Below are 17,198 nucleotides of genomic sequence, written 5' to 3' on the forward strand. Positions count from 1 at the left end.
GATGGGATCACCCCGTGGGAGGTGTCCTCGAAGGCTTCGCGACGATAGCTGTCGTCATCGCCCTCGGGGCCCTGCTCGCCGACCGCGGCATCGTCGACGCGCACGGCCAGCGCAGCCTCTCGCTGGCGTCGTTCTACCTCGCCAGCCCGGCGCTGCTGGTGACCGTGCTGGCCGACTCCGACCCCTCGCGGGTGCTGTCCGGGCCGCTGGTCGCGACGGCGGCGGGCGTGGTCGTCAGTGCCGGGCTCATGGTCGTCATCGCGCGGGTCCGCCGTCTCGACTCGGGGACGGCGGTCGTGGCGAGCCTCTGCTCGGCGTACGTCAACGCGGGCAACCTGGGCCTCCCGATCGCCGCCTACGCCCTGGGGGACGCCGCGCTGGTCGTGCCGGCGCTGCTCATGCAGCTGCTGGTCCTCCAGCCGCTGGCGCTGACGGTGCTCGACGTCGTCACGAGCCCCCAGCGGCCGAGCATCGGCAAGATCCTCTCCCGGCCGGTCACCAACCCCCTGACGATCGCGTCGTTCGCCGGGCTGCTGCTGGCGACGACGGACACGGCGCTGCCGCACCCCGTGCAGGCGCCGCTCGAGCTGGTGGGTGGGATGGCGGTGCCCGCCATGCTCATCGCGTACGGCGTCGCGCTCCGGCTCGGGCCGCTGCCGGGGCGCGGGGTGACCCCGCGGGCGCTGGCCACGGTGACGTTGCTGAAGATGGTCGTCCAGCCCGTGGCGGCGTACGTCGTGGGCCGGTTCGGGGTGGGCCTGGAGGGCCACGACCTGTTCGCGGTCACGCTGCTCTCGGCGCTGCCGACGGCGCAGAACGTGTTCGTCGTGGCGATGCGGTACGACCGGGCGGTGCTGCTCGCGCGGGACGCCATCTTCGTCTCGACGCTGGCGTCCGCGCCGGTCGCCGTGGGGATCGCCGCGCTGCTCGCCTAGCGCACCCTCCCGAGGTCCGCAGGGCCGATGCCGTAGGTTCTGGCCGTGGGTGTCGTCGGCAACATCGATCGCGGACAGCGGAAGAATTCCGTCTTCGGCTTCCCGCTTGCCGTCATCTACAAGTTCTTCGACGACCAGGGCAACTACCTCGCGGCGATCCTGACGTTCTACGCCTTCCTCTCGATCTTCCCGCTGCTGCTGCTCGCCACGTCGATCCTCGGCTTCATCCTCGAGGGCAACCCGCGGCTCCAGGAGCAGGTGCTCGACTCCGCGCTCGGCCAGTTCCCGATCATCGGCGACGCGCTCGGCCGGCCCAACGGCATCCAGGGCTCGACCGGCGGCATCATCGTCGGCTCCCTGACCGCGCTCTACGGTGCGCTCGGCCTCGGGCTCGCTCTCCAGAACGTCCAGTCGGCCGCCTGGGCGGTGCCGCGCAACAGCCGCCCGCACCCGGTGATGACCCGGGTCAACAGCCTCTTCCTCCTGCTGGTCGCGGGCACCTTCATCTTCATCATCTCGGTCGGCTCGGCCGTGCTCACCGAGACCAACCTGGTCGGCGCGCTGTCCCAGCACACGTGGTTCCACTGGCTCGTGCGCCTGCTGACGGTCGCGATCCTCGGCTCGTCGATGACCGTCCTGCTCCGGATGGCGGCCGCCCGGGCGATCCGCGATCGCGGCATCCGCGCAGCGCCGGGCGGGTTCACGGTCGCCGTGCTCTGGCAGTTCCTGCAGTGGATCGGCACGGCCTACGTCACCAACGTCGTGGCCAGCACCGACCGCAACGGCATGGCGACCTTCGGCCTGGTCCTCGGCCTGATGGGCCTGCTCTACATCGGTGCGGTCATGGGCGTGCTCGGCATCGAGGTCAACGTCGTGCTCGCGCGCAAGCTGTGGCCCCGCGCGCTGCTCACCCCCTTCACCGACTCCGTCGACCTCACCGAGGCCGACCGTCGCGCGTACGCGATGTACGCCCAGATGCAGCGCCACAAGGGCTTCGAGACCGTCGCGGTGCGCTTCGACGGGCGCGACGGCGACTCCCACGAGATCGTCCTCGACCCGCGCACCGAGGAGGTGCTCAAGCAGCACATCCCCGGCCGGCCACCGCGGCCGGAGGCGGCCGACGAGCCCACCCAGCCGTTCCGGCTGCCGCCGCCGCCCGCGATCTGAGCCGGGCCGGTCATGGCGCAGAACTCCTTCACCCGCGGCCTCGACGTCCTCATCGCGATCGCCCGCAACGGCCAGGTGACCGTCGCCGAGGTCGCCGACGAGCTGGGGCTGGCGACGAGCACGGCGTACCGGTACGTCCGCTCGCTGCGCGACTACGGCCTGATCGAGGAGTCCCAGGGCGTCTACGTGCCCGGCTGGCGGCTGATGGAGATCTCCGGCGAGCACCTCACCCACACCCGGCTCGCGGAGATCTCGGGGGAGTACCTCCGCACGCTGACCTACCAGACCGGTGAGACCGCGGTGCTCGCCGTCCGGGCGGGCTCCCACGCGATCTGCCTGCGCCAGTCGGTCTCGTCGGCGCCCGACCACTACGCCTTCCGGATCAACGAGCTGCTCCCGCTGTACGCCGGCGCCGGCCAGCGGCTGCTCCTGGCCTACGCGCCCCGCCCGATCGTCGAGGTGGCCCTCGCGAACCTCGTCGCGTACTCGTCGGCGACGGTCCGGGCGGCCGACCTGCCGGCCGTCCTCGCCCAGGTGCGGCGCGACCAGTTCGCCGTCTCCCGGGGCGAGTTCAAGGAGGGCGCGATCGCGGTCGCCGTCCCCGTCTTCAGCAACGGCGAGGTGACCGCGTCGCTGACCATCGCCGGGCCCTCGGACCGCTGCGACAACCCCGACTGGGTACGCCGCGCGACCCGCCTGCTGCGCGCCGCGGCGACCGACATGTCGGCCGCGCTGGAGAAGTAGCCCGAGAAGTAACAGGGCCGAAACCGCCGTTTCCCACGCCATGGGAACGGCGATTGTTGCCGACCTCCTCGGGGCCGGATCCTCCTGTGATCCACGACACTCAAGGAGCGCACCGCATCATGACGCGACCCCGCCACCTCACCCTCTCGGCCGCCGCCCTCGCCCTGGCCCTGCCGGCGCTGCTCTCCGCCTGCGGCGGCAGCAGCGAGGCCGACGACAAGCCGTCCTTCGACAAGGCCGCCCCGCTCCACAGCGCGCTCCCGAAGGACCTGCAGGACAAGAAGTCGATCACCATCGCGAGCAACGTCGAGTACCCGCCGTTCGAGTTCTACGACACCGACAACAAGACCGTGCTCGGCATCGACCGGGAGATCGCCGACGGCCTCGAGAAGCAGCTCGGCATCGACATCGAGTTCGAGAACATCGCCTTCGACGCGATCATCCCCGGTCTCGTCTCCGGCCGCTACGAGATGGCGATGTCGGCGATGACCGACAACAAGGAGCGGCAGAAGGAGGTCGACTTCGTCGACTACTTCGCCGCCGGAGCCGGCGTCCTCGCGCACGAGGCGGACGCCGAGAAGTACGCGACGCTCGAGGACATGTGCGGGACCACGGTCGGCATCGTCAAGGGCACCACCGAGGTCGCCCAGGCCGAGGAGCAGTCGAAGAAGTGCGAGGCCGCCGGCGACGACAAGATCGAGTCGATCGTCTTCCCCGGCCAGAACCAGGTGATCCTCGCGCTGCAGAACGACCGCGTCGACGCCGTCCTCATGGACAGCGCGCCCGGTGCGTACGCCGCCTCGCAGACCGAGGGCCTGGTGATGAGCAAGCCGTACGAGTCGCAGCCGTTCGGCATCGTCTTCGCCAAGGGCAGCACCGAGCTGCAGAAGGCCGTCCAGCAGGCGCTCGAGGCGCTGCTGAAGGACGGCGACTACCTCAAGGCGCTCGAGAAGTACGGCCTGGAGAGCGGTGCCGTCGATGCCTTCCCGGTCAACGGCGGCACCCAGTGACCGCCACCCCCGTGACCGACTCGCCCGCTCGTCCCGCGTTCGCGCGGGACGCGCGGGTCGTCGTCCCGACGCGGCACCCGGGACGCTGGGCGATGGCCGCCGTGATCCTCGTGCTCGTGGCGGGGGCGATCACCCAGGTGATCGGCAACGAGCGGTTCCAGTGGGACGTCGTGGGCGACTACCTGTTCGCGGAGCCGATCCTCCAGGGCGTCGCCCGCACGCTGATGCTCACCGTGGCCGCGATGACGATCGGTGTCGTGCTCGGCGTCGTCGTCGCGGTGCTGCGGCTCTCGCCCAACCCGATCCTGTCGTCGGCGGCATGGGCGTACTCCTGGTTCTTCCGCGGTACGCCGCTGCTGGTCCAGCTGCTCTTCTGGTACTTCCTCGGTGCCCTCTACCCGACCATCGGCGCGGGCAGCTTCTCGTGGAGCGCCAACGACCTGATCTCCCCGCTCACCGCGGCCCTGCTCGGCCTCGGGCTCAACGAGGCGGCGTACATGAGCGAGATCGTGCGCGGCGGCATCCTCTCGGTGCCGCCGGGCCAGGCCGAGGCGGCGAGCGCGGTCGGGATGCGGCGCTCGCAGGTGATGCGGCGGGTCGTGCTGCCGCAGGCGATGCGGGTGATCATCCCGCCCACCGGCAACGAGACCATCGGCATGCTCAAGCACACCGCGCTCGTGCTCGTCATCGGCTACAGCGAGCTGATGACGTCGGCCTCGCTCATCTACTCGCGGACCTACCAGACGATCCCGCTGCTCATCGTGGCCGCGCTCTGGTACCTCGCGATCTCGGCGGTGCTCTCCGTCGGGCAGTTCTTCATCGAGCGGCACTTCGGCCGCGGCTTCTCCCACCACCGGGTGAGCCGCCGCGGGAGCCGCGCGACGCGCAAGGGGGAGGCGGTCGCATGACCACGACGACAGCGGACGAGCCGATGTTCCAGGCCTGGGACGTGCACAAGTCGTTCGGCCACGTCGAGGTGCTCAAGGGCATCGACATGTCGGTCGAGCGCGGCGAGGTGGTCTGCCTGCTGGGGCCGTCGGGCTCGGGCAAGAGCACGTTCCTGCGCTGCATCAACCACCTCGAGAAGTTCGACCGCGGCGAGATGTGGGTGGGTGGCCAGCGGGTCGGCTACCGGCCGCACGGCGACAAGCTCAAGGAGCTCAACGAGCGCGAGGTGGCGCAGCGCCGCTCCGGCATCGGGATGGTGTTCCAGGGGTTCAACCTCTTCGGCCACCGGACCGCGCTGGAGAACGTGATGGAGGGCCCGGTGGTCGTGCGTCGCGAGAAGCGGGCCGTCGCGGAGCAGCGGGCCCGCGACCTGCTCGGCCGGGTCGGCCTGGCGGACCGCGTCGACAACTACCCCTCGCAGCTCTCCGGCGGCCAGCAGCAGCGGGTCGCGATCGCCCGGGCGCTGGCCATGCAGCCCGACCTCATGCTCTTCGACGAGCCCACCTCCGCGCTCGACCCCGAGCTGGTCGGCGACGTGCTGGCGGTGATGCGCCAGCTGGCCGAGGACGGCATGACGATGATCGTGGTGACCCACGAGCTCGGCTTCGCCCGCGAGGTCGCCGACCGCGTCTACTTCATGGACGGCGGCGTGGTCGTCGAGTCCGGGCCGCCGTCGGAGGTGCTGGAGCGGCCCCGCGAGGCGCGGACCCAGGCGTTCCTCTCCAAGGTGCTCGCGTGACGGTGTCGACCGGACCGGTGCCCCGGCCCGAGCTGAGCGGCCTGGCGGCGTACTCGTCGGTGGCCCCCGGGCCGGTCCCGGTCCGGGTCCGCGCCTCCTCCAACGAGGCACCCGGCGGGCTGGCCGGCCCGGTCCTCGACGCCGCCGTGGCGGCGGTGGGCGGCGCGTCGCGCTACCCGCTCATCGGCGGAGGCGACCTGGCGGCCGCGCTCGCGTCGTCCCTCGGGGTGGCCGCGGACGCCGTCGCCGTCGCGGACGGTGCGCTGCCCCTGCTCGACCGGCTCCTGCTGGCCTACGTCCGCCCGGGCGACGAGGTGGTCATGGCCTGGCGCTCGTACGAGGCCTACCCGCTCAGCGTCCAGGTCGCCGGAGGGCGCCCGGTCGGCGTGCCGCTGACCGCCGACGGCGCGCACGACCTGCCCGCGATGGCTGCCGCGGTCGGCCCGGCGACCCGGATCGTGCTCGTCTGCAACCCCAACAACCCGACCGGGACCGTGGTGCCGTGGGACGCGCTGGTGTCGTTCGTCGACGCCCTGCCGCCCGACGTCCTGGTCGTGCTCGACGAGGCCTACACGGAGTACGACGAGCGCCCCCGCCCCGACGACGCCGCCGTCGCCGCGCTGGCCGACCGCGGCAACGTGGTCGTGCTGCGGACCTTCTCCAAGGCGCACGGACTGGCCGGCCTGCGCGCCGGCTACCTCGTCGCGTCGTCCGCGGTCGCGGGCGCGGTCCGCTCGGTGCTGCCGCCGTTCCCGGTCTCGTCGGTCGCGGTGGCCGCGGCGCTCGCCTCGCTCGCCCACCCCGACGTCCTCGCCGACCGGGTCGCCGGCACCCGGGTGGAGCGCTCCCGGGTGCGCGCGCTCCTGGCGGCCCGCGGCTTGCCCGCGCTGCCGTCGTCGGCCAACTTCGTGTGGCTGCCGCTCGCCGAGCGGGCGGTCGACTTCGCGGACCTGTGCCGCGCGCACGGGCTGCTGGTGCGGCCGTTCGCGGGGGAGGGCGTCCGGATCACCGTCGGCGACCCGCACCTGCGGGCGGTGCTAGGGGAGGTGCTCGACGTCTGGTGCCGCGGCTGACGCCGGCGAGGCCCAGTGCCGGAGGTCGGCGAGCAGGAGCGGTGGATCGGTGCCGGAGCTGATCGGCACCACGACCGCGCTCGGCTGCAGCCGGCGCCAGCCGGCCGGCGTCCGGCCCTCGATGCGGCGGAACGTGCGGATGAACGTGTTGACGTCGGCGAACCCCGCCCGCCGCGCCACCTGGTCGATCGTCGCCGAGCGGTCGGCGACCAGCAGCCGGCGGGCATGGGCGCACCGCACCGCGCGGAGGTACGCCGCCGGCGACGTGCCCTGCCGCGCGAACTGCTGCTCCAGGTGGCGCCGCGACACCATGAACCGGCTCGCGACGTCGTCGATGCCGAGCGTGCGCTCGTCGTGGTGCTGGTCGATGTACCACCGCGCGCTCGCCCACAGCGCCACGCCGCTGAGGTAGGGCCGCGAGCGGTCGCCGTACTGGAGGCGGTGGGTGACCGCGTGGAGCAGGTCGACCAGCAGGTCCTGGTCGGCCGCCGGGGTCAGCGGCTCGCGGCCCAGCAGCGTGTTCGCGAGCTCGCGCCCGAGGACCTGGTTCTCCGCGATCCCCGGCGGCATCGACTGCCCCGCGATCGTCCGCAGCGTGCGGGCCCCGAGCCCCGTGTGCTCGGTCGGCAGCCGCAGGCTGAGGACGTCGGTGCGCCCGTGGAACCGGATCCCGTAGGGCTGGTCGGACTCCATCACGTACGCCCCGCCCGCCACGACGTCCTGGGCCCGCCCGTGGTGCGCGATCAGCCGGCTGCCCCGCAGCAGGACCGAGAACATCACCGCCTCGCGCGGATCGGCGGACACCAGCCGCGGCGTGCGCTGCACCGTGGACGGCGTCGCCCCCAGCTGGCTGATGCTCAGCGGCCCGAGCGTCCGGTAGCGGATCGACCCCAGGAAGCCCTCGTCGGCACTCACCTGCAGCGGGACGCACGCACTGCGGCACAGGCTCGACCACTCGTCGAGGCCCGAGACCTCGAGGTGCTGGTGCTCGTCCTCGTCCTGTGGCACTGGTGTTCGCTCCCGATCGCTCACACCTGCCTAACCGTGCCTGGGGCGGGGTGTGCGCGTAGTGGGCACGGTTGTGCGCAAAACGTCGATTGTTCGTGGTGGGTGGTGGGTGGTGGGTGGCGGGTGAGCTGGGTTGCGGTGGCGGCCGCGCTTAGCCGGCCGTCTCCCGCCGTCAAGGCCCTCGCTTCGCTCGGCCGCTGCGCGGCGGGCTTCGCCCGGCCTTGACTGCGGGGCCCTGACGGCCGGCTTGGCGGCGCGGGGTGCCGGCACGGACTTCGTCCGCGCCGCCGCTACGCGGCCGCCACCTTCGGCCGCTCGGCTCCTAGGCGAGCACCTTGCCCGGGTTCATCAGCCCCAGCGGGTCGAAGGCGGCCTTGACCGCGCGCTGGAGGGCCATGGCGTCCGGGCCGACCTGGCGCTCGAGCCAGTCCCGCTTCAGGATGCCGACGCCGTGCTCGCCCGTGATGGTGCCGCCGAGCTCGAGGGCCGCGGCGAACACCTCGTCCGCCGCCGCGGCGACCGGGTCGGGGATGCCGGTGGCGCCGTGGTCGAAGACGAAGGTCGGGTGCAGGTTGCCGTCGCCGGCGTGGGCGACGGTCAGCACCGTCACCCCGTGCCTCGCGGCTGCGGCCTCGACCCGGCGGATCATCTCGGGCAGGCGCGAGACGGGGACGCCGACGTCCTCGACGAGGCACTGGCCGAGGCGTTCGGCGGCGGGGTAGGCGAGGCGGCGGATGGCGAGGAGCTCGTCGGCCTCGGCCGGGTCGTCCGAGACGGCGGGCTCGTCGACGGCGCCGGCGGCGGTGCAGAGGGTGGCGACGAGGGCGGCGTCGTCGGGCAGCCGCCCGTCGACCTGGACGACGAGCATGGCCTCGATGCCGGAGAGGCCCATCCGCTTCCAGGTGTCGATCGAGCGCAGGGTGGTGCCGTCGAGCAGCTCCATCAGCAGGACGTCGGGCCCGGCGGCGACGATCTGGGCGACGGCGGCGCCGGCGGCCTCGAGGGAGCCGAAGGCCGCCACGATGGTCGCCGGCGGGACGACGGGGCGCCGGTGCAGGCGGACGGTGGCGGCGGTGATCACGCCGAGCGTCCCCTCGGAGCCGACGAGGAGGCCGGTCAGGTCGTAGCCGGCGACGTTCTTCGTGGTGGCCGCTCCGGTCTCGACGACGCGCCCGTCGGCGAGCACGACCTCGAGCCCGAGCACCGACTGGCGGGTGACGCCGTACTTCACGCAGCGCAGGCCGCCGGCGTTGGTGGCGACGTTGCCGCCGATCGTGGAGATCTCGAAGCTCGACGGGTCCGGCGCGTACATCAGGCCGTGCTCGGCGGCGGCGCGGTCGAGGTGCGCGTTGACGACGCCCGCCTCGACCACGGCGACCCGGTCGAGCGGGTCGAGGGAGCGGATCGCGTTCATCGCCTCGGTGGAGAGCACGAGGCAGCCGTCGACGGCGCTGGCGCCGCCGGCCAGGCTGGTCCCGGCGCCGCGTGGCACCACCGGCACGCCGTACGACGACGCGAGCCGCAGCGCCGTCGCGACGTCGGCGGTGGTCCGCGGCAGCACCGCGGCGGCGGGCATCCCGCCCGGGACGACGGTCGCCATGTCCTGCCGGTACGACGTCAGGAGGTCGCCGTCGGTGACCACCCGGCAGCGTCCGCCGAGCTCGTCGACCAGCGCCGCGACGAAGGGTGAAGTGCTCACGCCGGGACGATACGCACGGGCAGCGACGACAGGCCGCGCAGGGTGTTGTGCAGGAAGGGCACCGGCTCGCCGGCGGGCTCGATCGAGCGCACCCGCTTGGCGAGCTCGCCGAACAGGACCTCCATCTCCAGGCGGGAGACGGGCTGCCCGACGCACTGGTGGATGCCCATCCCGAACGTGAGGTGGCCGCCCGCCTCGCGCTCGATCCGGTACTGGTCGGCGTCCGGGCCGAAGCGGTCGACGTCGCGGTTGGCGGCGCCGGGGAAGACGATGAGCTTGCTGTCCTCGGGCAGCGTGAGGCCGCCGATCTCGACGTCGCGCGCCGTGGTCCGGAAGAACGACTGGAAGGGCGACTCGAAGCGCAGCGCCTCGTCGATGGCGAACCTCGTCAGCCGCGGCGTCGCGTGCACGAGGTCCCACTGGTCCGGGTTCGCGACCAGGCAGCCGAGGGTGTTGCCGATGGCGATGACGGTGGTGTCGAGGCCCGCCGAGAGCAGCGCCCGGACCAGGACGGCGGCCTCCTCGGGCGCGATCGCGCCGGCGTCCGCGTGCGCCCAGATCTTGGCGCCGAGGCCGTCGGGGGACAGGTTCTCGCGGGCGCAGTTCTGCATCGTCCACTCGATGGTGTGCTCGCCGGCCCTCATGAAATACTCGTAGCGCGCGTCCTCGGGGCCGAACTGGGCGAAGTTCATGGCGCCGTGGGGGAGCAGGTTCTCGGCGCGGCCCTCGCGGGGGATGCCGACCGCGTCGCCGAACACCCGGATGGGGAACAGCTCGGCGAGGTCGGTGATCGCGTCGAACTCGCGCAGGTCGAGCAGCTGGTCGACCAGCGGGGTGGCGAACTCCTGGAAGCCCGCGCGCAGCGGCCGCATGTTGCGGGGGCTGATCACGTCGGCCATCGCGGCCCGCAGCGGCGTGTGCATCGGCGGGTCGGAGTCGAGGATGCCGGGCTTCCGCCACGGCGGCTGGTGGTGGTAGTTGCGCGGGCCCACGCCCGCGCCGGAGATGAAGGTCTCGTGGTCGACGAGGATCTCGCGCACCTCGGCGAACCGGGTGAACGCCGCGACGTCGTACTTGTCGAGCCAGACGGCGGGACCGGCCTCGCGCATCCGCTGGAAGAGCGGGTACGGGTCCGTGAGGTTCGCGTCGTCGTACGGGTCGTCGGCAAGGTGCATGGCGGGACGCTAGGAGCGCGCGGAAGGGCGGAACAACGGAGGTTCCCGTCCCATGAGAATGAGAATTGCCGGGGGTCGGCGCGCTTCCCGACGATGGCTCCATGACGCAGAACTCGCGGGTCGTCGTCCTCGGCGGCGCCCGGCTCTCCCTCACCGACCTCGTCGCCGTCGCCCGCCACGGTGCGCGCGTGGAGCTGGACGACGCCGTGGCCGACCGGCTGCGGGCGAGCCAGGAGTGGGTCGAGAGCGCCGGCCTGGAGCGCCCGATCTACTCGATCAACACCGGCTTCGGCTCCCTCGCGGGGCGCCAGGCGTTCGCCGACCCGGCCGACGCCGCCGAGCTGTCGCGCCGCCTCGTGCTGAGCAACGCCTCCGGCATCGGCCGGTACGTCGACACCGAGCTGGTCCGCGCGACCATGCTCATCCGCACGGTCAGCCTGCTGTCCGGGCACTCCGGCGTCCGTCCCGAGGTGGCCCGGCTCGTCGTCGACATGCTCAACGCGGGCGTGCACCCGGCGATCCCGGAGTACGGCTCGCTCGGTGCCTCCGGCGACCTGATCCCCCTCGCCCACCTCGCCCTGGTGATGACCAAGGGCGTCGCGGGCCGCGAGAGCGCCGAGGAGGACGTGCGCAACTCCGGCGAGGTGCTCGTCGACGGGCACGTCGTCCCGGGTGCGGAGGCGATGGCCGCCGCGGGCCTCGACCGGATCGCGCTCGCCGCCAAGGAGGGCCTGGCGCTCCTCAACGGGACGTCGTTCTCGTGCGCCCAGGTGGCGCTCGCGCTGCACGACGCGCAGACCCTGCTCGACACGAACATCATCACCGCCGCGATGTCGATCGAGGCGCTCAAGGGGTTCGGCGACGCGTTCATCGCCGAGCTGCACGAGGCGCGCGGCCAGGCCGGCCAGATCGAGGTCGCCGCCCGGATCCGCGGCCTGCTGGAGGGCGCCACGCTCACCGACGGCGACCGCGACCACGACCCGGTCCGGCAGCCGCCGCAGGACGCGTACTCGCTGCGCTGCGTCCCCCAGGTGCTCGGCCCGATCATCGACACGCTCCGCTTCGTGTCCGGCCTCGTCGAGAACGAGATGAACGCGGCGACCGACAACCCGCTGATCTTCCCCGCGCTGCCGCGCCCCCTCAAGGCGGTCTCGGGCGGCAACTTCCACGCCGAGTACATGGCGTTCGCCGCGGACTTCCTCAGCATCGCGGTCACCGAGATCGGCAACATCACCGAGCGCCGGCTCTTCCGGATGGACGACGGCACGCTCAACCGCGGCCTGCCGGACATGCTCGTCAACAGCGAGCAGGTCGGCATGGACTGCGGCTACATGCTGCCGCAGTACCTCGCCGCGGCACTGGTCTCCGACTGCAAGACGCTCGCGCACCCCGACTCCGTCGACTCGATCCCCACCTGCGCCAACCAGGAGGACCACGTCTCGATGGCCAACAACGCCGGCCGGCACGCCCGCCAGGTCGTCGCCAACATCGAGGCCGTCGTCGCGATCGAGCTGCTCATGGCCGCGCAGGCGCTCGACCTGCGGATCCTCCAGGACGAGGTCACCGAGGCCGGCCTGGCGCCGTCCAGCCGCGCGGTGCGGGCGCTCGTGCGAGCGTCGTCCGACAAGCAGGGGCAGCCGGTCGCGCACCTCACCCAGGACCGCGTGCTCTACCCGTGGCTGCGCCGCGCGGTCGAGCTCGTGCACTCCGGCGCCGTGGTCGCGACCGTGGCGGAGCTGTCGTGAGCAGCGACGTCCGGGTCCGGGTCGCGGCTGCCCGCCAGGTCGCGGAGCGGGTCCGCGAGCTGGTCCTCGCCCCGGCCAACGGGACGCCGCTGCCGGGCTGGACGCCAGGTGCCCACGTCGACCTCGTCCTCGCGCCCGACCTGGTCCGCTCCTACTCGCTGTGCTCGGCCCCCGGTGCGGACACCTGGCGGATCGCCGTGCTGGAGGAGTCGGCCGGCCGCGGCGGCTCCCGCCACGTGCACCACACCCTCGCGGTCGGGGACGAGCTGGTCACCTCGGCACCGCGCAACAACTTCGAGCTCGTGCTGGGGGCGCGGCCGGTGCTGCTCGTGTCCGGTGGCATCGGCGTCACGCCGATCCTCCCGATGGCCGCGGCCGCCGAGAAGGCCGGCGCCGACTGGCGGCTGCTGCACCTGGCCCGCAGCGAGGCCGCGGCGGCCTACGTCGACGAGCTCACGGCGTACGGCGACCGCGTGGTCCGCCACGTCGACACCGACGGCGGCCCGCTCGACCTCGCTGCCACGCTCGACCGGCTCGGCGGGGCGGAGTCCGACGTGTACGCCTGCGGCCCCGCGCCGCTGCTCGCCGCGCTGGAGGACTACGCCGCGGCCCGCCCCGGCACCCGGCTCGTCCTGGAGCGGTTCACCGGCTCGGGCGACGCGGTGCGCGAGGGCGACCACGCGTTCGTCGTCGAGATCGCCGACGGCACCGAGATCCCGGTCGCCGCCGACCAGACCATGCTCGAGGCGCTCACCGAGGCTGGCATCCGGGTGCTCAGCTCGTGCCAGGAGGGCGTGTGCGGGACCTGCGAGACCGTCGTCCTGGAGGGCGAGCCGGACCACCGCGACCACGTCCTCGGTGACGACGAACGGGCGAGTGGTGAGATGGTCATGCCGTGCGTGTCGCGATGCCGTGGCGCGCGGATCGTTCTGGATCTCTGAGAGAGGGAGCAACCACAGATGAGTCAGCAGGTGAAGGCCGTCGTCGCTCGTACGAAGGGCGCCCCGGTCGAGGTCGTGACGATCAACGTGCCGGACGCCGGTCCGGGCGAGGCGGTGGTGAAGGTCTTGTCGTGCGGGGTGTGCCACACCGACCTCCACTACCGCGAGGGTGGGATCAACGACGACTTCCCGTTCCTGCTGGGCCATGAGGCCTCCGGGATCGTGGAGGCCGTCGGTCCCGACGTGACGTCGGTGGCCGTGGGTGACTTCGTGGTGCTGAACTGGCGGGCGGTGTGCGGGGAGTGTCGTGCGTGCAAGCGGGGTGAGGCGCAGTACTGCTTCGCCACTCACAACGCCAAGCAGAAGATGACGCTGGCTGATGGGCCGGACGCCGGGACCGAGCTGTCGCCGGCGCTGGGCATCGGGGCGTTCGCGGAGAAGACCCTGGTCGCGGCGGGTCAGTGCACGAAGGTCGACCCGTCGGCTCGTCCGGCCGCCGTCGGCCTGCTGGGCTGCGGCGTGATGGCGGGTATCGGTGCGGCGATCAACACGGGTGCGATCACGCGCGGGAAGTCGATCGCGGTGATCGGCTGCGGCGGTGTGGGTGTGGCTGCGATCGCGGGTGCGGCGCTGGCGGGTGCGTCCCCGATCATCGCGGTCGACATCGACGCGAAGAAGCTCGAGAAGGCGAAGTCGATGGGCGCGACCCACACGGTCGACTCCTCGAAGGTCGACCCGGTCGAGGAGATCAAGCGGATCTGTGCGGAGACCTACGAGGGTGCTGAGGGTGCCGATGTCGTGGTCGAGGCCGTGGGCCGTCCGGAGACGTGGAAGCAGGCGTTCTACGCCCGTGACCTGGCCGGCACGGTGGTCCTGGTCGGCGTCCCGACGCCGGACATGAAGGTCCCCGACCTGCCGTTGATCGACGTGTTCGGTCGTGGGGGTGCGCTGAAGTCGTCGTGGTACGGCGACTGCCTGCCCAGCCGGGACTTCCCGATGCTGGTCGACCTGTACCGGCAGGGCCGGCTGGACCTGGATGCGTTCGTGACCGAGGAGATCGGTATCGACGACATCGAGGCCGCCTTCGAGCGGATGCACCACGGCGACGTCCTGCGCTCGGTCGTGGTCCTGTGACAGCGCGGGTCGACCACGCGGTCACCTCGGGCACGTTCAGCCTCGACGGCGAGACCTTCGACGTCGACAACAACGTGTGGGTGGTGGGCGACGACGTCGAGTGCGTCGTGATCGACGCCCCGCACAGCGTCTCGGACATCGTGAAGGTGGTCGGGGACCGCAAGGTCAAGGCGATCATCTGCACCCACGCCCACGACGACCACGTCCGCGTGGCGCCGGCGCTGCGCGAGAAGGTGGTCGCGCCGATCCTGCTGCACCCCGACGACAAGGTCCTCTGGGAGCTCACGCACACCGACCACCTCTGGGACGTCGACCTGGCCGACGGCCAGACCCTCGAGGTCGCCGGCACCACCCTCCAGGTGATCCACACGCCCGGCCACGCGCCGGGCGCGGTGTGCCTCTACGCCCCCGACCTGGGCTGCGTGTTCACCGGCGACACCCTGTTCCAGGGTGGCCCCGGCGCGACCGGCCGCTCGCACAGCGACCGCGGCACGCTCGAGTCGTCGATCCGGACCAAGCTGTTCTCGCTCCCGGGCGAGACCGTCGTCCACACCGGGCACGGGGACGACACGACCATCGCGGCCGAGCAGGTCCTGCTCGGGTAACACGCTGTCCACCGTGCTGGACGCCGGTTGTCGTCGCGACACGCCGTGAATTCGGCGTGTCCGGCGACGACAGGCGCCGGGTAGTGCGGCGGACAGCGTGTTACAGCACCTCCGCCAGCCAGCGACGGCCGCCGGCCGCCGGCCCGCTCGCTACGAGCTGACCCGCAGCATCCCCCGCAGCTCACCCAGCACGTCGTCGTCGAGCCCCAGCCCGTCCCGCAGGTACGACGTCCGCCCGCCGAAGTGCCGGTCCACGGCCGTCCAGGCGGCGTCGAGGTACTCGGTGGCGACGACCAGGGTGGGCTCGTAGACGGCGACCGCGTCGGGGCCGAGGTGGGTGGCGATCTCCGCCTCCACCCGGGCCCGGCTCGCGGCGCTGCGGGCGTTGGTGAGCAGGTAGTCGCTCTCGATCGTCGGGTCGTCGACGCCGGCGATGTGGAGCAGGAGGGCGGAGACCCAGCCGGTGCGGTCCTTGCCGGCCGAGCAGTGGAAGAGCTGGGGGCCGCCGGTGGCGAGCTGGCGCAGGACGCCGCCGAAGGCGGTGCGCGAGCGGTCCTCGGTGACGAAGGTCCGGTAGACGTCGTCCATCAGGGCGACGGCGTCCTCGCGGCGCTCCAGGCCGGACATCCGCTCCATGGGGATGCCGATGGCGTCGAAGTGGAGCGGCTCGGCGCCCGGGACGGCGGGGTCCGGGTGCAGGTCGACCTCGGTGGGGGAGCGCAGGTCGATCACGGCGCGCAGCCCGATCGCGCCGAGCCGGCCGTGGTCGTCGTCGGTCAGGCGCAGGTCGTTGGAGCGGTAGAAGACGCCGGTGCGCAGCCGCGCGCCGTCGGTGGTGGCGTAGCCGCTGCCGGCGACGTCGCGGAAGTTGTCGGCCGACGCCAGGCGCAGGTACTCCTCGTCCGTGCTCACGAGCAAACCCTAGGCGGCGGCGCCAGGGGAGGTGCCGGCCGGTCCTGGTCGCTTGTGGCTGCGCTCCGGCAAGCGGTGAGACAGGCGGAGTGTCTCGTTGTGTCGGAGGGATGGCATACGCTCACGGCACCCCCCAATGAAGAGAGGAACACCACATGCACAACATGTCCCCCGTGGGTCCGAGCATGGCTGGCAAGCGCTCCCGGATCCGATCCTGGTGGCTCGGCCTTCTCGGCGCCACTGTCGCGGTCGGTTCGACCGTCGCTCTCGCCGCCACTGCGCCGCAGGCCCAGGCCGCCGGGCAGTGCGCCGTCACGAACGCGAACTACCAGATGTGCTGGACGGACGGCGCCGACAGCAACACGCTTCTGTTCCAGAAGGCTGCGGAGCGCATCGCGGTCGCCCCGGCCGGCTCCACCATCCACGTGGCTATGTACCAGTGGCACAATCTCACGAACGATCCACTGTTCGACGCGCTGCGGCAGGCAGTCATCGACGGCAAGCCGGTGAAGGTCCTTCTTGGCAACAAGTCTGGGGTCAACGACCCGGCAAAGGACGGCGCCGGGGCGAAGATCCAGGGTGCGGTCGGCGCCGGCAACGTCTTCTGGTGCACGGCCGCCCAGCAGAACGAGGCATGCCTCCAGCGGAGCGAGACGAGCCCCGGTCTGATGCACGCGAAGTTCGTGCTGATCAAGTACCCGACCGGCCGCACCGAGGTGATCACGTTCTCGTCGAACATCACCTCGGGTCAGTACGGCCGGGCTCAGAACAGCCTGGCGGTGTTCGGCGACGTCGCGCTCTACGACGCCTACTACGGGTTCTGGGATCGCTTGGTGCAGAAGAAGTGGCTCGGCTGGACCACCGACGGCGACCTAGGGCGCGACGGGTCGTTCGGCGGCAACAAGGCGTACTTCTTCCCACGTGCCGCTGGTGACCCGATGGCCAGCATCATCGACGGAAAGCACTGCGCGGGCGATGGCGAGCAGATCCGGATCCTGTCCAGCGACGACGACCTTCGGCCGACCATGAGGACGGCGATTCAGAAGGCCAAGACGCGCGGTTGCTTCATTCGGATCACGGTGACGTCCGAGACGATCAAGAGCGCGATCCTCAACGCCCCCGGGAACAACCTCACGGGCTCGAACATCAACGTCAACGGCGAGGTCCACAGCAAGGTCGTCTACATCCGGGCGCGGACCAGCGCGTCGAGCGCGCTCAGCGAGGTGGTGTTCACCGGATCGCACAACCTTGGCCAGTACGCACTCCGGTACGCCGACGACGTCATGGTGCGCACCCAGGAGCCGACCGTGACCGCCGCCTACCGCACCTACGTGATGAGCTTCCAGTCCTGACCCGAGCCTGA

Annotated in this window: 16 protein-coding genes; 12 read left to right on the forward strand and 4 right to left on the reverse strand. The window is 72.0% G+C overall.

Annotated elements, in window-relative coordinates; all coding sequences use genetic code 11:
- The first annotated feature begins 14 nt into the window (after positions 1–14).
- The 7 genes from BM223_RS19110 to BM223_RS19140 all read left to right on the forward strand — a co-directional run bounded on the left by BM223_RS19110 (position 15) and on the right by BM223_RS19140 (position 6,616).
- A complete protein-coding gene (locus tag BM223_RS19110) occupies positions 15–935 on the forward strand; it encodes an AEC family transporter (RefSeq protein ID WP_038675993.1) in 921 nt (306 codons plus the stop codon).
- A gap of 45 nt (positions 936–980) precedes the next feature.
- On the forward strand, positions 981–2,102 hold the full coding sequence (locus BM223_RS19115; RefSeq protein ID WP_052138097.1) for a YihY/virulence factor BrkB family protein: 1,122 nt from the start codon (positions 981–983) through the stop codon (positions 2,100–2,102).
- 12 nt (positions 2,103–2,114) lie between these two features.
- Positions 2,115–2,846, forward strand: coding sequence for an IclR family transcriptional regulator (locus tag BM223_RS19120; RefSeq protein WP_038675995.1), 732 nt, complete (start codon positions 2,115–2,117; stop codon positions 2,844–2,846).
- 119 nt (positions 2,847–2,965) lie between these two features.
- On the forward strand, positions 2,966–3,856 hold the full coding sequence (locus BM223_RS19125; RefSeq protein ID WP_038675997.1) for an ABC transporter substrate-binding protein: 891 nt from the start codon (positions 2,966–2,968) through the stop codon (positions 3,854–3,856).
- Entirely contained in the window at positions 3,853–4,764 is a 912-nt protein-coding gene (locus BM223_RS19130; protein WP_235319096.1) for an amino acid ABC transporter permease, read from the forward strand. Before BM223_RS19125 ends, BM223_RS19130 begins: the two co-directional genes overlap by 4 nt.
- A complete protein-coding gene (locus BM223_RS19135; protein WP_269465044.1) occupies positions 4,761–5,543 on the forward strand; it encodes an amino acid ABC transporter ATP-binding protein in 783 nt (260 codons plus the stop codon). The genes BM223_RS19130 and BM223_RS19135 overlap by 4 nt, the downstream gene beginning before the upstream one ends.
- Positions 5,540–6,616: an aminotransferase class I/II-fold pyridoxal phosphate-dependent enzyme gene (locus tag BM223_RS19140; RefSeq protein WP_200887049.1), complete on the forward strand. Its 1,077-nt coding sequence runs from the start codon at positions 5,540–5,542 to the stop codon at positions 6,614–6,616. Before BM223_RS19135 ends, BM223_RS19140 begins: the two co-directional genes overlap by 4 nt.
- Here BM223_RS19140 and BM223_RS19145 read toward each other — a convergent pair.
- The 3 genes from BM223_RS19145 to BM223_RS19155 form a co-directional block, all read right to left on the reverse strand.
- Complete coding sequence (locus BM223_RS19145; protein WP_038675999.1) at positions 6,581–7,624, reverse strand: AraC family transcriptional regulator; 1,044 nt, start codon at positions 7,622–7,624, stop codon at positions 6,581–6,583. The two genes, BM223_RS19140 and BM223_RS19145, sit on opposite strands and share 36 nt — an antisense overlap.
- 322 nt (positions 7,625–7,946) lie before the next feature.
- Positions 7,947–9,323: an FAD-binding oxidoreductase gene (locus BM223_RS19150; RefSeq protein ID WP_052138098.1), complete on the reverse strand. Its 1,377-nt coding sequence runs from the start codon at positions 9,321–9,323 to the stop codon at positions 7,947–7,949.
- Positions 9,320–10,498: a cytochrome P450 gene (locus BM223_RS19155; protein ID WP_038676001.1), complete on the reverse strand. Its 1,179-nt coding sequence runs from the start codon at positions 10,496–10,498 to the stop codon at positions 9,320–9,322. Before BM223_RS19155 ends, BM223_RS19150 begins: the two co-directional genes overlap by 4 nt.
- A 101-nt stretch (positions 10,499–10,599) precedes the next feature.
- Between BM223_RS19155 and BM223_RS19160 the strand changes: the two genes are divergently transcribed.
- From BM223_RS19160 to BM223_RS19175, 4 genes are read left to right on the forward strand one after another with little or no spacing between them, the layout of a single operon-like run.
- Positions 10,600–12,243 carry an HAL/PAL/TAL family ammonia-lyase gene (locus tag BM223_RS19160; RefSeq protein WP_038676003.1) on the forward strand — a complete coding sequence of 548 codons (1,644 nt, stop codon included), beginning with the start codon at positions 10,600–10,602 and terminating at the stop codon, positions 12,241–12,243.
- A complete protein-coding gene (locus tag BM223_RS19165; protein ID WP_038676005.1) occupies positions 12,240–13,184 on the forward strand; it encodes a PDR/VanB family oxidoreductase in 945 nt (314 codons plus the stop codon). Before BM223_RS19160 ends, BM223_RS19165 begins: the two co-directional genes overlap by 4 nt.
- A gap of 18 nt (positions 13,185–13,202) precedes the next feature.
- On the forward strand, positions 13,203–14,318 hold the full coding sequence (locus BM223_RS19170; RefSeq protein WP_038676007.1) for an S-(hydroxymethyl)mycothiol dehydrogenase: 1,116 nt from the start codon (positions 13,203–13,205) through the stop codon (positions 14,316–14,318).
- Positions 14,315–14,923 carry an MBL fold metallo-hydrolase gene (locus tag BM223_RS19175; protein WP_038676009.1) on the forward strand — a complete coding sequence of 203 codons (609 nt, stop codon included), beginning with the start codon at positions 14,315–14,317 and terminating at the stop codon, positions 14,921–14,923. The genes BM223_RS19170 and BM223_RS19175 overlap by 4 nt, the downstream gene beginning before the upstream one ends.
- A 150-nt stretch (positions 14,924–15,073) precedes the next feature.
- Here the strand turns inward: BM223_RS19175 and BM223_RS19180 are convergent, their stop codons facing one another.
- Complete coding sequence (locus BM223_RS19180) at positions 15,074–15,835, reverse strand: tyrosine-protein phosphatase (RefSeq protein WP_052138099.1); 762 nt, start codon at positions 15,833–15,835, stop codon at positions 15,074–15,076.
- 185 nt (positions 15,836–16,020) lie between these two features.
- On the opposite strand from BM223_RS19180, the gene BM223_RS19185 reads away from it, so the two are divergent.
- Positions 16,021–17,187 (forward strand): phospholipase D-like domain-containing protein, encoded by a 1,167-nt coding sequence (locus BM223_RS19185; RefSeq protein ID WP_158510149.1) that lies wholly within the window; start codon positions 16,021–16,023, stop codon positions 17,185–17,187.
- Positions 17,188–17,198 lie beyond the last annotated feature (11 nt).

Origin of the sequence: Pimelobacter simplex, from assembly GCF_900114845.1 — a bacterium.
Lineage (GTDB): Bacteria > Actinomycetota > Actinomycetes > Propionibacteriales > Nocardioidaceae > Nocardioides > Nocardioides simplex.

Excerpts from the sequence above, each read along its gene's own strand:
- BM223_RS19120 (WP_038675995.1), top strand. The coding sequence starts at position 2,115 with ATGGCGCAGAACTCCTTCACCCGCGGCCTCGACGTCCTCATCGCGATC.
- BM223_RS19125 (WP_038675997.1), top strand. The coding sequence starts at position 2,966 with ATGACGCGACCCCGCCACCTCACCCTCTCGGCCGCCGCCCTCGCCCTG.
- BM223_RS19135 (WP_269465044.1), top strand. The coding sequence starts at position 4,761 with ATGACCACGACGACAGCGGACGAGCCGATGTTCCAGGCCTGGGACGTG.
- BM223_RS19155 (WP_038676001.1), bottom strand. The coding sequence starts at position 10,498 with ATGCACCTTGCCGACGACCCGTACGACGACGCGAACCTCACGGACCCG.
- BM223_RS19160 (WP_038676003.1), top strand. The coding sequence starts at position 10,600 with ATGACGCAGAACTCGCGGGTCGTCGTCCTCGGCGGCGCCCGGCTCTCC.
- BM223_RS19170 (WP_038676007.1), top strand. The coding sequence starts at position 13,203 with ATGAGTCAGCAGGTGAAGGCCGTCGTCGCTCGTACGAAGGGCGCCCCG.
- BM223_RS19185 (WP_158510149.1), top strand. The coding sequence starts at position 16,021 with ATGGCTGGCAAGCGCTCCCGGATCCGATCCTGGTGGCTCGGCCTTCTC.